Raw genomic sequence first — 14,351 nt, forward strand, 5'->3', positions numbered from 1 at the left:
ACGCCCTTGCCATACATTTGCCTGTTAACTGCTTGAGATGTTTTTTGTTTCGGTAGGGCGGCGGGGTTTGATCCCACTGCCCCGGCGGTGCAAGAAAGAATTGGCTTTTCGGTGCGACAATGCCCTGGAATGGCTGCAATCGCCGACAGGCAAACTGATCGAGACTGACGGGTGGGCATCTATCTCCCGATCGCGGAAATTTCCGTCAACGTCTTCGTGCTGCTGGCAATGGGCGCGGCGGTGGGTTTCCTGTCGGGCATGTTCGGGGTCGGTGGCGGCTTTCTGATCACGCCGCTCTTGATCTTCTACAACATCCCGCCGGCAATCGCCGTTGCCACTGGCGCCAACCAGGTTATCGCCTCCTCCTTCTCCGGCGCGCTGTCGCACATGAAGCGCGGCACGCTCGACTTCAAGCTCGGCGGGGTGCTGCTGGCCGGCGGCATCGTCGGCTCGACCGGTGGTATCTTCGTCTTTGCCTTCCTGCGCCGGCTCGGCCAACTCGATTTGTTCATTTCGCTGCTCTACGTCGTGCTGCTCGGCACCGTCGGCGGGCTGATGCTGGTCGAGAGCGTCAATGCGCTGCGCGCCACGCGCAGCGGTGCGGCGCCGGTCTTGAAGAAATCCGGCCAGCACAACTGGATCCACCGGCTGCCGCTGAAGATGCGCTTCAGGGCCTCGAAGCTGTTCGTCAGCGTCATTCCGGTGCTGGGGCTCGGCGCCGGCATCGGCTTCCTGTCGTCGATCATGGGTGTCGGCGGCGGCTTCATCATGGTGCCGGCGCTGATCTATCTCTTGAAGGTGCCGACCAACGTCGTCATCGGCACCTCGCTGTTCCAGATCATTTTCACCTCGGCCTACACCACGCTTGTCCACGCCACCACCAACCAGACGGTCGACGTCATGCTTGCCTTCCTGCTGATGGCGGGCGGCGTTGCCGGCGCGCAATATGGCGCCAAGGCAGGACAGAAGCTGCGCGGCGAACAGCTCAGGGCACTGCTGGCGCTGCTGGTGCTGGCGGTTGCCATCCGGCTTGCCATCGATCTCTTCGTCACGCCGCCAAACCTCTATTCGCTGACCGCCGCGGGCCTGAACTGATGCTGCGGTGGGGGATTTTTTCGGCCGCCGTTTTGCTTTTCGCCCTCGCTCTGCCGGCGGCAGCGCAATCGCCGAACCCCTTGCCGGAAGGCATCCAGATCGGTCTCTCCACCGACGCGGTGTCGATCACCGCCGGCTTTTCCGGCGCCGACCTGACCATTTTCGGTTCGCTGGAAAACCCCGACCCGCTGGTAGCGCGGCAGGGGCGCTATGACGTCATCGTCGTGCTCGAAGGGCCGCCGCGGCCGGTTGTGGTGCGCCGCAAGGACCGGGTGCTCGGCGTCTGGGTCAACCTGGAATCCGAGACCTTCGAGAACGTGCCGGTCTCCTACTCCGTCGCCACGACACGGCCGCTGCAGGACATCACCGAACCCAACAGCTACAAGCAGCTGTCGCTCGGCGCCTCCAACCTTTACATGCAACCGGCCGACGTAACCGACAGTCCGGCGACGATCGAGGAATTCACCGTGGCGCTGCGCGAGCGCAAGGCGGCGACCGGCCTCTATAGCGAGAATGTCGGCGGCGTGCAGTTCCTGTCGCAGAACCTGTTTCGCGCCACGGTGCGGCTGGCGCCCAACGTCCCGGTTGGAACGCATAAAGCCCGCGCGTTCCTGTTCAAGAGCGGTCTGTTCCTCAAGGAAAGCTCGGCCCAGCTCGAAATCCGCAAATCGGGCTTCGAACAGTCGATCTTCCGCGTCGCGCATGATTACTCGTTTCTCTACGGCGTCTTCTCCGTGTCGCTGGCCATGATCACCGGCTGGCTGGGCAGGCTGATTTTCCGCAGGGATTGACGCGCAGGACCCATTTCCGGGGAAAAGGGGTTCCCCTTTTCTCAGTCTTGCGATAGACCGCCGCCTCCCAACCCTCGGGTTACACGCACAATCATTCGGCAGAACGGTCCGGCCTCTGGACGGCGCGCGTCTTGCGACGCCTGCCACAGCGACGACCCAATGACAGGAGGCTGCAATGCATCAGGCATTTGGCGGCATCGATTTCGGTACGTCCAATTCGACGGTGGGCGTGATCCGCAACGGCCAGGCACAGCTGGTGGCGCTGGAGGGGGACCAGCCGACATTGCCGAGTGCCGTGTTCTTCAACTTCGAGGACGGCCACACCTATTTCGGCCGCCGCGCCATTGCCGACTACACCGATTCCATCGAAGGCCGGCTGATGCGATCGCTGAAGAGCGTGCTCGGCAGTTCGCTGGCGCATGAGAAGACGCGGATCAAGGCCCGGCAGATCGGTTTCATCGACATTGTCGGCATGTTCGTCGGCCATTTGAAGAAACGGCTTGAGGAAGATGCCGGCGCTCCGGTGGAGAACGTTGTGCTCGGCCGGCCGGTGCAATTTGTCGACGACGATGTGGAAGCCGATGCCAAGGCGCAAAGCGAGCTTGAAAAAGCGGCGCGCGCGCAAGGCTTCAAGCACATCGCCTTCCAGTTCGAACCGATTGCGGCAGCGCTCGACTATGAGCAGGACGTGAAGCGCGAGGAACTGGCGTTGATCGTCGACATGGGCGGCGGCACGTCCGACTTCTCGATCGTGCGGGTTTCGCCGCAACGCGCCCGCTCACGCGACCGCAAGGACGATATCCTGGCCAACCGCGGCATCCATATCGGCGGCACCGATTTCGACCGGCTGCTCAGCATTGCCCATGTCATGCCCAAGCTCGGCTACCTGACGCCCACAAAAGACGGCAAGCGCAACCTGCCGGCGAGCTATTTCATTGATCTCGCGACGTGGCAGCGCATCAACCTCGTCTATACTGCCAAGGCGATGACGCATCTGAGGCAAATCCGCTTCGAGGCCGTCCGCGCCGACCTTGTCGACCGCTTCATCCATATTGTCGAGCACCGTTACGGCCATGCGCTGGCCGGCCTCGTCGAACGAGCCAAGATCGCGCTGACGGATCAGGCTTCGGCCGATGTAACGGTGGCGCTGCCCGGCGCGCATTTCGCCGCCGAGATCTCGCGGACCGGCCTGGAAGAGACCATCGCCGCCGACATCGAGCGGGTATCCGCTACGGTGCGGCAGACGATTGCCGATGCTGGCATAACGGCGTCTGCGATCACCGCCGTATTCCTCACCGGCGGTTCGACCGCGATCCCGCTGGCACGGCGTGAAATCCTGTCGCTTGTGCCGCAAGCCGCCGTTATCGAGGGCGACATGTTTGGTTCGGTCGGCCTTGGCCTGGCGCTGGATGCGCAGCGGAAGTTCGCCTGATCGCTTACGCCGGATTGCTGACGCCCTCAGCGCCGAGATGCGCCTTGAGCGCCATCTGGGCCAGGCTTGCCTGGCGGTCACGATGGGTGATCATGGCGAAGTCGCGCTTCGGCAGTTCGAGCGGCACCGACCGGAGACTGCCCTCGGCGACGGCGCGTCCGACGACGAGGTCCGAGATGATGGTGGCGCCGGCGCCGGCCTCGACCGCCTGGCGAACCGCCTCGTTGCTCGGCAGCACCAGAAATATCTGCAGGTCGCCAAGCGATATCCCCTCGCGGCGGGCCAGATCCTCCAGCACCTCGCGCGTGCCCGAACCACCCTCACGGATGATCCAGCGCAGCCCTCTGATATCCGGGCGGCCCGGCGCGATCTCGGCGATTTCGGGATGCGAGGCGGCGACGACCAGCATCAACCTGTCGACGTCGACCTTGGTGCGGCGGAGGATGTCTGACTCGGTGCGCCCCTCGACCAGACCGAGATCGGCGGTGCCGTCGAGCACATTGGCCTCGACCTGCCTGGTGTTGCCGATGCTGACGCTTAAGCGCACCGCCGGGTAGGCTTCATGGAAAGAGGCCAGCCTGCGCGGCAGCCAGTAGCTGGCGATGGTCAGGCTGGCGGCGATCGACAGGCTGCCGGCGACCGTCTGCGAGACATGCTCCAGCACATTTCGGGCGGCGGCGGCGCGTTCCAGCACCGCCTTGGCCTCGGGCAGGAAACGGTGGCCGGTCTGAGCCAGCTCGATGTTGCGGCCGACACGGTTGAACAGATGAACGCCATGCTGCTCTTCCAAAGCGCGGATGGCCGCCGACGCCGCCGACTGGGAGATGCCCAAAAGCTCCGCCGCCTTGGTCATATGGCCGCGTTCGGCAACGGCAACGAAAATGCGCAACTGGTCCAGCGTCATGTGTGCATTAAGAACCAATTCCGATCGAATTTACAAGAACAACTGATTAGACGGATCGATAGCTTTATTCTACTTTTTCAGTCGAAGTTAGAAAAAATTCGCCAACAAATCGCGGCCAACAAAATGATCGGGCGGTTCAGATCCCTTTTTGCGCATTGGACCCGTGGCCTCAGGCGGCGGCTGGCCGGCGATCGATATCATCCTGAAGAACACTATATGCGTGGCCCCGGACCGAAGACGCGGGCCAAATTCGCAGGTAGCAAAAGCACGCCGGCATCATGAACCCAGCTGCGCCGCGCGGGGCCAATTCCGCACCGTCGCAACGGCCGCTTGCCGACACGCGCGCGCCGGATGAAGGCGACGGCGTCGACACCTCGCCCGATGTCTCCGACAGCATCGCCAAGACCACCTGCTATATGTGCGCCTGCCGCTGCGGCATCGACGTCCACATCAAGGACGGCAAGGTGCGCTACATCAACGGCAACAAGGACCATCCGGTCAACCGCGGCGTAATCTGCGGCAAGGGCAGCTCCGGCATCATGCAGCATTACAGCCCGGCGCGGCTGAAGAAGCCGCTGTTGCGCAGCGGCCTGCGGGGCTCGGGTGAATTCCGCGAGATCGAGTGGGAGGAAGCGTTTTCGATTGCGACCGAGCGGCTATCGAATATCCGCCGAACCGATCCGAAAAAGCTCGCCTTCTTCACCGGGCGCGACCAGTCGCAGTCGCTGACCGGCTGGTGGGCGAGCCAGTTCGGCACGCCGAACTTCGCCGCCCATGGCGGCTTCTGCTCGGTCAACATGGCGGCCGGCGGGCTCTACACGATCGGCGGCTCGTTCTGGGAGTTCGGCGAGCCGGACTGGGACAATACGAAATACTTCATGCTGTTCGGCGTCGCCGAGGACCATGATTCCAACCCGATCAAGATCGGCTTGGGTAAACTCAAGGCGCGCGGCGCCAAGGTGGTGTCGATCAACCCGTGCCGCACGGGCTACAACGCGATTGCCGACGACTGGATCGGGATCCGGCCCGGCACCGACGGCCTCTTCGTCTTCGCCCTCATCCACGAACTGCTCAAGGCGGGCCGCGTCGATCTCGATTATCTGCTCCGCTACACCAACGCCCATGTGCTGGTCATCCAGGAGCCGGGTGCGGCGGACGACGGGCTGTTCCTGCGCGACAGCGACAACAATCTTCTCGCGTGGGACAGAGTGGCGAAGACAACCGTCAACGCAGCCGATGCGGATGCGAAGCCGGCGTTGACCGGCAGCTTCACGTTCGCCGGCCGCCGCTGCGTGCCGGTGTTTCGGCTTATCGCCGACCGCTACATGGACGACAGCTACGCACCCGATGCGGTCGCGGCACGATGCGGCATTCCGGCCGACACCATCCGCCGGATCGCTGCCGAACTCGCCCACGTCGCCTTCGAACAGACGATCGAACTGCCGGTTGCGTGGACCGACTGGGCCGGACGGCGGCACGAGACGATCAAGGGACGGCCGGTGTCGATGCATGCCATGCGCGGCATCTCGGCCCACTCCAACGGCTTTCACTCCTGCCGTGCCATCCACCTGCTGCAGGTGCTGCTCGGCACGGTGGACGTGCCCGGCGGCTTCCGTTTCAAGCCCCCCTACCCGCGCTCGGCGCCCCCGGGACCGAAGCCGGCCGGCAAGGTGGTCAGGCCGATGACGCCGCTCGACGGCATGCCGCTCGGCTTCGTCTGCGGGCCGGACGATCTCCTGGTCGACGAGGCCGGCACGCCTTTGCGCATCGACAAGGCTTATTCCTGGGATGCGCCGCTCGCCGCGCATGGGCTGATGCATACGGTCATCCGCAATGCGTGGGCCGGTGACCCGTACCCAATCGACACGCTGATGATGTACATGTCGAACATGGCGTGGAATTCCTCGATGAACACCGTCGAGACCATTGCCATGCTCACCGACCATGACGAAGCGGGTAACTACAAGATCCCCTTCATCATCTATTCCGACGCCTATTATTCCGAGACGGTGCCGTTCGCCGACCTGGTGCTGCCCGACACCACCTATCTCGAACGTCACGACTGCATCAGCCTGCTCGACCGGCCGATCAGCCATGCCGACGGGCCGGGCGACGCGATCCGCCATCCGGTGGTCGAATCGGACCGAGATGTCAGGCCGTTCCAATCGGTGCTGATCGAACTTGGCGCTCGGCTTGGCCTGCCCGGCTTCGTCGAGGACGATGGCTCGGCCAGATATGCCGACTATGCCGACTACATCGTCAATCACGAACGCACGCCGGGCATCGGCCCGCTGGCCGGCTGGCGCGGCAAGGACGGCACTTCCGTCGGCAAGGGCGAAGTCAATCCCGACCAGTTGCAGCGCTACATCGGCAATGGCGGCTTCTGGCACCAGGATTTTGCTGAGGACCAGCGCTATTACAAGATGGCCAACCGCTCCTATCTCGACTTCGCAGAGCAGATGGGGTTCATCCCCAAGGCCGAGCCGATCGTGTTCCAGCTCTATTGCGAACCGATGCAGCGCTTTCGCCTCGCCGCGCGCGGTCATGGTCGCGTCCAGCCGACCGAGAGCGAACGCCAGCGCATCGAGACCTATATGGATCCGCTGCCGTTCTGGTTTACGCCGTTCGAAGAGGCCGCGGTCGATCCGCAGAAATACCCGCTGCATGCGCTGACGCAGCGGCCTATGCACATGTATCATTCCTGGGGCTCGCAGAATGCGTGGCTGCGGCAAATCACCAGCCAGAACCGCCTGTTCGTGCACCACCAGACCGCGGCAGTTCTCGACCTGGCCGACGACGACTGGGTGTGGATCGAAAGCATCAACGGCCGGGTGAAGGGACAGATCAAGCTGGTCGACGGGGTCAATGCGGATACGGTCTGGACATGGAACGCCATCGGCAAAAGGCGCGGCGCCTGGGGGCTGAAGGACAACGCCGCCGAGAGCAATCGCGGCTTCCTGCTCAACCACATCATCGGCGACCAGACATCGGCTGACGCGAAAGGCAAACGCTATTCGAATTCCGATCCGGTGACCGGCCAGGCGGCGTGGTTCGACCTCAGGGTACGCATCGTCAAATGCTCTGATGAGGAAGCCGGCTTCACCGAACCGCAATTCGAGCGTTTCAGCCAGCCGCCAAATGTCGAGCCTTCGCCCGACATCCTTCGCTTCGGCGCCGAGTTCCGCGTCAATAGGGAAGCCGTGGAATGACCTGCCTTCCCGCCCATACAGACAAGAAGCTTGGCCTGGTCATCGACCTCGACACCTGCGTCGGCTGCCAGGCCTGCGTCACCGCCTGCAAGGAGTGGAACACCGGCGGCCACATGGCGCCACTGACCGACATCGACCCCTATGGCGGCCGTGTCGACGGCGTCTGGTTCAACCGTGTGGACAGCTATGAGCACACGACCGAGGCGGGCGGGCGCACGGTCAACTTTCCGCGCTCCTGCCTGCATTGCGAGACGCCTGCCTGCGTCACTGTCTGCCCGACCGGCGCGTCCTACAAGCGGGCGTCGGACGGCATCGTGCTGATCGACGAAAGCAAATGCATCGGCTGCAAACTGTGCAGTTGGGCCTGCCCCTATGGCGCGCGCGAATTCGATACCGACGTCGGCGTGATGAAGAAATGCACGCTGTGCGTCGATCGCATCTACAACGACAATCTGGCCGAGGAAGACCGCGTGCCGGCCTGCGTTGCCGCCTGCCCGACCAGCGCCCGGCATTTCGGCGATCTCGGCGATCCCTCGTCGGCTGTCTCGCAACTGGTGGCGGAGCGTGGCGGCGTCGACCTGATGCCGGAGATGGGCTACAAGCCGACCAACAAGTACCTGCCGCCGCGCGCCCAGCGCGCCGCATCGGTGCCGGCGCCAAGGCTCGAGCCAGTCACGGCCGAAGGCGGTTTTCTCGGCTGGATCGACCGCATGCTTTCGAACTGACCAATGCATCCAGCCTTTTCCGTCGTCTTCTTCACAACTGCCACAGGAGCGGGCTACGGACTGCTGGCGCTGCTTGGCGTGCTTGGCGGACTGGGTTTTATCCCGGCCCATTTCTGGCCCGGCCTTATCGGCATGGGGCTGGCGCTTGGCCTGATTGCTGCCGGCCTTTTGTCGTCGACCGGCCATCTTGGCCGGCCCGAACGCGCCTGGCGCGCCTTTTCGCAATGGCGTAGCTCCTGGCTGTCACGCGAGGGTGTATCGTCGGTCGCGACCTTCATTCCCGCCGGGCTGTTCGGCATCGGCTGGGTGTTTTTTGGCCGCACCGGAGGCTGGATGGCCATCGCCGGGTTTCTCGCAACTATCGGCGCAATCGTCACCGTCTGCACCACCGGCATGATCTATGCCTCGCTGAAGCCGATCGCGCAGTGGCATAGCCCGTATACGCTGCCGGGCTATCTCATCTTTTCGGCGATGACCGGCAGCGTGCTGTTGAACGCGCTGCTGCAGGCTTTCGCCATCAGCCCGACCGCCGTTGCGGTAGCCGCCCTGCTGCTGACCTTGCTCGGCTGGGGCTGGAAGCTGGCGACGTGGCGATACAATGACGCGCTGGAGATCGCGACCACCGCCAACACGGCGACAGGCCTCGCCGGAGGGACGGTGCGCTCGCTGGAATGGCCGCACACCGAGGAGAACTACCTGCTCAAGGAAATGGGCTTTCGCATCGCCCGCAAGCACGGTGCAAAGCTGCGGCTGATCACGCAGTTGCTGGCTTTCGCCTTGCCTGCCCTGCTGCTGCTTTCTGTCTTATTCGCTTTGCCCTGGCCATTCGCAGCGGTGCTGTCGGTGCTTGCGGCAACCGTCCAGTTCGCCGGCATGCTGGTCGAGCGCTGGCTGTTCTTCGCCGAGGCCAAGCACACCGTCACCCTCTATTACGGCCGGTAGAGCGTCCCGCCGTCAGGCGGCCCGTGCTCGTGGCGCCGCCGGCAAATCCTTAAGCAGGATTTCGATCGCGGCATCGATTACAGCTGTCCTGCGGTCGTGCGCGTAAAGGCCGTATTGGACCGTGAGCGGCTCGGGCAGGCCGGCTGACGTCTTCAGCACCCGCATCGAAGCAGTGCGCACGGATTCGGGCGGAAGCAGTCCAACGCCCAGTCCGTTCTCGATCGCGGCCTGAAGGCCGGTGACGCTCTGGCACGACAGGACGATCCGGTGCTCCCGGCCGGCGGCGACCAGCGCCTCGATCATCCGCCTGCGCCAAGGGCAGGTTGCGCCGAAGGCGGCGAGATCGAGTGGCCGGTCATGGTCCAGCACATAGTCCTGGGCGCAGACCCACTGCAGTTCGACGTTCCATGTCGTCACGGCATCGGCCGCGACGACGGATGTCGGGGCAATCATGACATCCAGCGCATCCTCGCTCCACAGCCGTCCCAGCGCGACGCTGTGCTCGACCATCGCGTCGAGGCTGATGTCGGGATAGGTGCGATGCAGCCGCCCAAGCGCGGCCGAAAGCGCGGCCGTGGTGACCTCTTCGGCAAGACCAATACGCACGCCGCCGCCAATGCTAGCCTGCTGCAGACGCGCCACCGCTTCGTCGCCGAGAGCGAGGATGCGGGTCGCGTATCCCAGAAAGAGCTCTCCCGCCGCAGTCGGTACGACACCGCGGCCGGTGCGCTGGAACAAGTGCCGTTGGAGCAGGCCCTCCAGCCGGCGCATCTGCATGCTCATCGCCGATTGGGTCTTGCCGGTCTGCGCGGCGACCCTGCTCAGGCTACCTTGCCGGCAGACCGCGACATAGGTGCGGAGAAGGTCGAGGCCGATCTGCTCAGATATCATTTTGTTTGAACTCTGATGTCATAGGTATCAGTCTACAATGATATCTCGCCACGCGCTATCTCACACTCAAGAGAACAGCGCAGGGAAGAAAACCATGAAAGCGATCCGTGTTCACCGCCATGGCGGGCCAGATATGCTCGCCTACGAAGATGTCGACATCGGCCAGCCCGGACCGGGCGACGTGCGCGTGCGCAACCGGGCGGTCGGCCTCAACTTCGTCGACATCTATTTTCGCACCGGCGAATACGCGCCGCCCGCTCTGCCATTCATTCCCGGCAATGAAGGCGCCGGCGAAATCGTCGCCGTCGGTGAAGGCGTCAGCGGCTTCGCGCCTGGCGACCGAGTCGCCTATGTCGAGACGCTCGGCGCCTATGCCGAAGAACGCATCGTGCCCGCGCATTTCGTCGTGCATCTGCCCGACGCCATCGATTTCGAGACAGGTGCGGCGATGATGCTGAAAGGGCTGACGGCGCAATATCTGCTGCGCCGCACGTTTCGCGTCGAGGCGGGCCATACCATCCTGGTGCATGCCGCGGCGGGCGGCGTCGGCCTCATCCTGACGCAATGGGCCAAACATCTCGGCGCGACCGTCATCGGCACGGTCGGTTCACCCGAAAAGGCCGAACTTGCGCGCGCCAATGGCTGCGACCATGTCATCGACTACAGCAAAGAGAATTTCGCCGCACGGGTGAAAGAGGTCACCAACGGCGAAGGCTGCCACGTCGTCTATGACGGCGTCGGCAACGCGACCTTCCCCGCCTCGCTCGACTGCCTGCGGCCGTTCGGCACCTTCGTCAGCTACGGCACAGCGTCGGGGTCGATCCCGCCATTCGACATCATGCTTTTGATGCAGAAGGGTTCGCTGTTCGCCACCTGGCAGTTGCTGTTCCATCATCTCGCCAGGCGTGAGGACGTCGTCGCCATGAGCGAGGATCTGTTCAGCGTCGTCCTCAGCGGCGCAGTGAAAATCCCGGTGCACACAAGCATGCCGCTTGCCGAAGTGGCGGAGGCGCACCGCCGGCTCGAGGCACGGCAGACGACAGGCGCAACCGTGCTTATACCGTAGAAACTTAGCCCGGCCGCAGCATCGAACCGGAAATGGCGAAGATGCGCGCGGCGCCCATCATATAGGCCATCAACGTCTCGCGGCGGAACAGGCCGGCATAGGCGCGGTCGAGCACGTTGAGCGAGCCGGTATAAGCGCCGAAGGCCGGCATGATCATGCGGCCGCCATCGCCGGCAAAGCAGCGCCGCCGCACCGAGCGGCCCTGCTGGACGATGCGGGCGCAAGGGTGAAGATGGCCGGCAACTTCGCCCTCGGTTCTTATCTTCGACGGCTCGTGGCGGAACAGCAGCGAGCCGATGGCGAGTTCGCGCACCGTCTCGCCGGGCAAATCCGCCGGCGCTTCCGGGTCATGGTTGCCGGCGACCCAGAACCAGTCGCGGCCGGCCATCAATGCTTCCAGCCGATCGCGGAAGGTTTGATGCATGCGCTCGGCGCCGCCGCCGTCGTGGAAGGAGTCGCCCAGGCTGATGACGATGGCCGGCTGGTAGTCCGCGATTACCGCCTGCAGCCGCAGCAGAGTGGCGCCGGTATCGTAGGGCGGGATCAGTGCGCCGCGCCTGGCGAAGGACGAGCCCTTTTCCAGATGCAGGTCGGAGACCGCGAGCAGCCTGAGATCAGGGAAATAGAGCACGCCGCGCGAATCACAGATCGCGCGCTCGCCCGCGATGCCGACAAAGTCGGCCTCGGCGATCAGCGATGCCCGCGCCAGCGAAAAATTCATTCCTCAACCATCCCAGGACCCATGGCTTCCTCGACCAAAGTCGCGGCATCCATCAGCAGCGTTTCGTCGGCCTCGCCGTTCACCGGCATCTTGCCGATTTCGAGCATGATCGGCACGGCCAGCGGCGATATCTGTTCGAGTGCCTTATGCACGATTCGACCCTGGATACGCGAGAGCATGTCGGCAAGTCTGCTGACATCGAGCAGACCGGTCGCCGCGTCGGCGCGCGTCGCCTGCAGCAGGATGTGGTCGGGCTCATGGCTGCGCAGCACGTCATAGATCAGATCGGTCGAGACGGTGACCTGGCGGCCGCTTTTCTCCTGGCCGGGGTGACGTTTCTCGATCAGGCCTGAAATCAGCGCGCAGTTGCGGAAGGTGCGCTTGAGCAGCCAGCTGTCGGCCAGCCAAGCCTCGAGGTCGTCGCCCAGCATGTCCTGGTCGAACAGAGCGCCAAGCGAAGGTTTCCGCGATTTGAACATCGCGCCCATATCGCCCAGCGACCAGATGGCCAATGCGTAGTCGGTGGCGACGAAGCCAAGCGGCCTGGCGCCGGCCCTGTCCAGCCGGCGGGTGAGCAGCATGCCGAGCGTCTGGTGCGCCAGCCTGCCCTCGAAAGGATAAGCGACGAGATAGTGACGGTTGCCGCGCGGAAAGGTCTCGATCAAGAGGTCGTCGCGTTTGGGCAATACCGATTTGTCGGCCTGGTAACGCAGCCAATCCGACACCTGCTCGGGCAGCTTCTTCCAGCGCTGCGGGTCGTCCAGCATGGCGCGCACCTGCTCGGCGAGGTAGGTCGAAAGCGGAAATTTGCCGCCGCCATAATAAGGCACCTTGGCGTCGCTTCCCGGCGCATTCGAGACGAAGCATTCGTTCTCGCGGATGCCTTCGAAGCGCAGGACTTTGCCGGCAAACATGAAGGTGTCGCCATGCGTCAGCGTTTCGAGGAAGGCCTCCTCGATCTTGCCCAGAACCCGGCCGCCGTGCGAAGCCGAGCCTTTGCTGCCGGCCTTGACGTAACGCACATTGAGCGCCGGCACCTCGATGATCGTGCCGACATTCAGCCGGTATTGCTGGGCAACGCGCGGATTGGAGACCCGCCACATGCCGTCCTTGTTGAGGCGGATTCGGGCGTAGCGCTCGTAGTTCTTCAGTGCATAGCCGCCGGTGGCGACGAAATCGATGACGCGGTCGAATGCCGGCCGGTCGAGGCTGGCATAGGGCGCTGCTGTCAGCACTTCCTCGTAGAGATCGTCGGCGCGAAACGGCGCTCCGCAGGCGCAGCCCAGCACATGCTGGGCCAGCACATCGAGCCCGCCATTGACCAGCGGCGGCGTATCCTGGGCGCCCAGATAGTTGGCGTCCAGCGCTGCCCGGCACTCCAGCACCTCGAAACGATTGGCCGGGATCAGGATCGCCTTCGACGGCTCGTCCATGCGGTGATTGGCACGGCCGATGCGCTGCGCCAGCCGGCTGGCGCCCTTGGGCGCGCCGACATGGACGACCAGATCGACATCGCCCCAATCGATGCCAAGGTCGAGCGTCGAGGTGGCGACGATGGCACGGAGCGCGTTTTCCCCCATCGCCTTCTCGACGCGTCGGCGCTGGGCGACATCGAGCGAGCCGTGATGCAGCGCGATCGGCAAGGTATCCTCGTTGACCCGCCACAATTCCTGAAACAGCAGCTCGGCCTGGCTGCGGGTGTTGACGAACAGCAGGGTGGTCTTGTGGCGCTTGATCTCGCGGTAGATTTCCGGCGTCGCATAGCGCGCCGAATGGCCGGCCCATGGCACGCGCTCTTCCGAATCGAGGATCGAGATTTCGGGCTTCGCGCCGCCGGTTACGACGATGAGCTCAGACATATCGGGACTTGCCAGGCCTTTGGGCGGATTCTGGCTCACCAGCCAGCGCCGCAACTCGTCGGGCTCGGCCACCGTTGCCGACAGACCGATCGTCTGCAGGCCGGGCACGATGCTGCGCAGCCGCGCCAGCCCGAGCGCCAGCAGATGGCCGCGTTTCGATGTCACCAGCGAATGCAACTCGTCGAGGACGACATAGCGCAGATCCTCGAAGAAGCGCCCGGCATCGCCGGCCGCGATCAGCAGCGCCAATTGCTCGGGCGTGGTCAAAAGGATGTCGGGCGGCGCCAGTTTCTGGCGCTGCCGCTTGTGCGAAGGGGTGTCGCCGGTGCGCGTCTCGATGGTGACGGGCAGGCCGATCTCCTCCACGGGCTTGCCGAGATTGCGCTCGATGTCGACGGCCAGCGCCTTCAGCGGCGAGATGTAGAGCGTATGGATGCCGCGCCGCGCCTGACCGGGTTTACGCCTGGGACGGTTGGCCAGTTCGGTCAGCGACGGCAGGAAGCCGGCCAACGTCTTGCCGGCGCCGGTCGGCGCGATCAGCAGCACCGATTGCCCGGCCTGAGCTGTCGCCAAAAGTTCGATCTGATGGGCGCGCGGCGACCAGCCCTTTTCGCCGAACCATCTGACGAATGGCTCGGGCAGGGCGACGGTGGCATTATGTTCGGCAAGGCGCGGCTGCTCGGTCACCGCCCTAGAACTAAACCAGAACAACCAGC

The 14,351-nt window shown here is 64.1% G+C and carries 11 protein-coding genes; 7 read left to right on the forward strand and 4 right to left on the reverse strand.

Features of this window, described 5'->3' with window-relative positions:
• Positions 1-171 precede the first annotated feature (171 nt).
• The 3 genes from NKL06_RS12770 to NKL06_RS12780 all read left to right on the forward strand — a co-directional run bounded on the left by NKL06_RS12770 (position 172) and on the right by NKL06_RS12780 (position 3,318).
• On the forward strand, positions 172-1,095 hold the full coding sequence (locus tag NKL06_RS12770; RefSeq protein WP_023669608.1) for a sulfite exporter TauE/SafE family protein: 924 nt from the start codon (positions 172-174) through the stop codon (positions 1,093-1,095).
• Complete coding sequence (locus NKL06_RS12775) at positions 1,095-1,886, forward strand: TIGR02186 family protein (protein WP_023692548.1); 792 nt, start codon at positions 1,095-1,097, stop codon at positions 1,884-1,886. The genes NKL06_RS12770 and NKL06_RS12775 overlap by 1 nt, the downstream gene beginning before the upstream one ends.
• Positions 1,887-2,061: 175 nt before the next feature.
• Positions 2,062-3,318 (forward strand): Hsp70 family protein, encoded by a 1,257-nt coding sequence (locus tag NKL06_RS12780; protein WP_023692549.1) that lies wholly within the window; start codon positions 2,062-2,064, stop codon positions 3,316-3,318.
• A 4-nt stretch (positions 3,319-3,322) separates the two neighbouring features.
• On the opposite strand, the gene NKL06_RS12785 is transcribed toward NKL06_RS12780, so the two are convergent.
• Positions 3,323-4,222, reverse strand: coding sequence for a LysR substrate-binding domain-containing protein (locus NKL06_RS12785; RefSeq protein WP_023692550.1), 900 nt, complete (start codon positions 4,220-4,222; stop codon positions 3,323-3,325).
• A gap of 278 nt (positions 4,223-4,500) precedes the next feature.
• Between NKL06_RS12785 and NKL06_RS12790 the strand changes: the two genes are divergently transcribed.
• Genes NKL06_RS12790 through NKL06_RS12800 form a run of 3 tightly spaced genes read left to right on the forward strand, consistent with a single transcriptional unit; the run spans position 4,501 to position 9,098 of the window.
• The gene (locus NKL06_RS12790; protein WP_023692552.1) at positions 4,501-7,431 is read left to right on the forward strand and encodes a molybdopterin oxidoreductase family protein; all 2,931 of its coding nucleotides are present in this window, start codon (positions 4,501-4,503) and stop codon (positions 7,429-7,431) included.
• Positions 7,428-8,156 (forward strand): 4Fe-4S dicluster domain-containing protein, encoded by a 729-nt coding sequence (locus NKL06_RS12795; protein WP_023692553.1) that lies wholly within the window; start codon positions 7,428-7,430, stop codon positions 8,154-8,156. Before NKL06_RS12790 ends, NKL06_RS12795 begins: the two co-directional genes overlap by 4 nt.
• 3 nt (positions 8,157-8,159) lie before the next feature.
• Positions 8,160-9,098, forward strand: coding sequence for a dimethyl sulfoxide reductase anchor subunit family protein (locus NKL06_RS12800; RefSeq protein WP_023692554.1), 939 nt, complete (start codon positions 8,160-8,162; stop codon positions 9,096-9,098).
• A gap of 12 nt (positions 9,099-9,110) precedes the next feature.
• Here the strand turns inward: NKL06_RS12800 and NKL06_RS12805 are convergent, their stop codons facing one another.
• Entirely contained in the window at positions 9,111-9,989 is an 879-nt protein-coding gene (locus NKL06_RS12805) for a LysR substrate-binding domain-containing protein (RefSeq protein WP_023688709.1), read from the reverse strand.
• Between the two features lie 94 nt (positions 9,990-10,083).
• Between NKL06_RS12805 and NKL06_RS12810 the strand changes: the two genes are divergently transcribed.
• On the forward strand, positions 10,084-11,055 hold the full coding sequence (locus NKL06_RS12810) for a quinone oxidoreductase family protein (RefSeq protein ID WP_023688710.1): 972 nt from the start codon (positions 10,084-10,086) through the stop codon (positions 11,053-11,055).
• 4 nt (positions 11,056-11,059) lie between these two features.
• On the opposite strand, the gene pdeM is transcribed toward NKL06_RS12810, so the two are convergent.
• Together pdeM and NKL06_RS12820 are read right to left on the reverse strand one after the other, a co-directional pair.
• The gene (pdeM, locus tag NKL06_RS12815; RefSeq protein WP_023692555.1) at positions 11,060-11,776 is read right to left on the reverse strand and encodes a ligase-associated DNA damage response endonuclease PdeM; all 717 of its coding nucleotides are present in this window, start codon (positions 11,774-11,776) and stop codon (positions 11,060-11,062) included.
• Entirely contained in the window at positions 11,773-14,322 is a 2,550-nt protein-coding gene (locus NKL06_RS12820) for a ligase-associated DNA damage response DEXH box helicase (protein WP_023692556.1), read from the reverse strand. Before NKL06_RS12820 ends, pdeM begins: the two co-directional genes overlap by 4 nt.
• Positions 14,323-14,351: the final 29 nt, after the last annotated feature.

The sequence above is a fragment of the Mesorhizobium sp. C268A genome, assembly GCF_040324475.1.
In the GTDB taxonomy this organism is placed as follows: Bacteria; Pseudomonadota; Alphaproteobacteria; order Rhizobiales; family Rhizobiaceae; genus Mesorhizobium.

What these genes read in the sequence shown, in the direction of transcription:
- NKL06_RS12775 (WP_023692548.1), top strand. Translation starts at nt 1,095, where the DNA reads ATGCTGCGGTGGGGGATTTTTTCGGCCGCCGTTTTGCTTTTCGCCCTC.
- NKL06_RS12780 (WP_023692549.1), top strand. Translation starts at nt 2,062, where the DNA reads ATGCATCAGGCATTTGGCGGCATCGATTTCGGTACGTCCAATTCGACG.
- NKL06_RS12785 (WP_023692550.1), bottom strand. Translation starts at nt 4,222, where the DNA reads ATGACGCTGGACCAGTTGCGCATTTTCGTTGCCGTTGCCGAACGCGGC.
- NKL06_RS12790 (WP_023692552.1), top strand. Translation starts at nt 4,501, where the DNA reads ATGAACCCAGCTGCGCCGCGCGGGGCCAATTCCGCACCGTCGCAACGG.
- NKL06_RS12795 (WP_023692553.1), top strand. Translation starts at nt 7,428, where the DNA reads ATGACCTGCCTTCCCGCCCATACAGACAAGAAGCTTGGCCTGGTCATC.
- NKL06_RS12800 (WP_023692554.1), top strand. Translation starts at nt 8,160, where the DNA reads ATGCATCCAGCCTTTTCCGTCGTCTTCTTCACAACTGCCACAGGAGCG.
- NKL06_RS12805 (WP_023688709.1), bottom strand. Translation starts at nt 9,989, where the DNA reads ATGATATCTGAGCAGATCGGCCTCGACCTTCTCCGCACCTATGTCGCG.
- NKL06_RS12810 (WP_023688710.1), top strand. Translation starts at nt 10,084, where the DNA reads ATGAAAGCGATCCGTGTTCACCGCCATGGCGGGCCAGATATGCTCGCC.
- pdeM (WP_023692555.1), bottom strand. Translation starts at nt 11,776, where the DNA reads ATGAATTTTTCGCTGGCGCGGGCATCGCTGATCGCCGAGGCCGACTTT.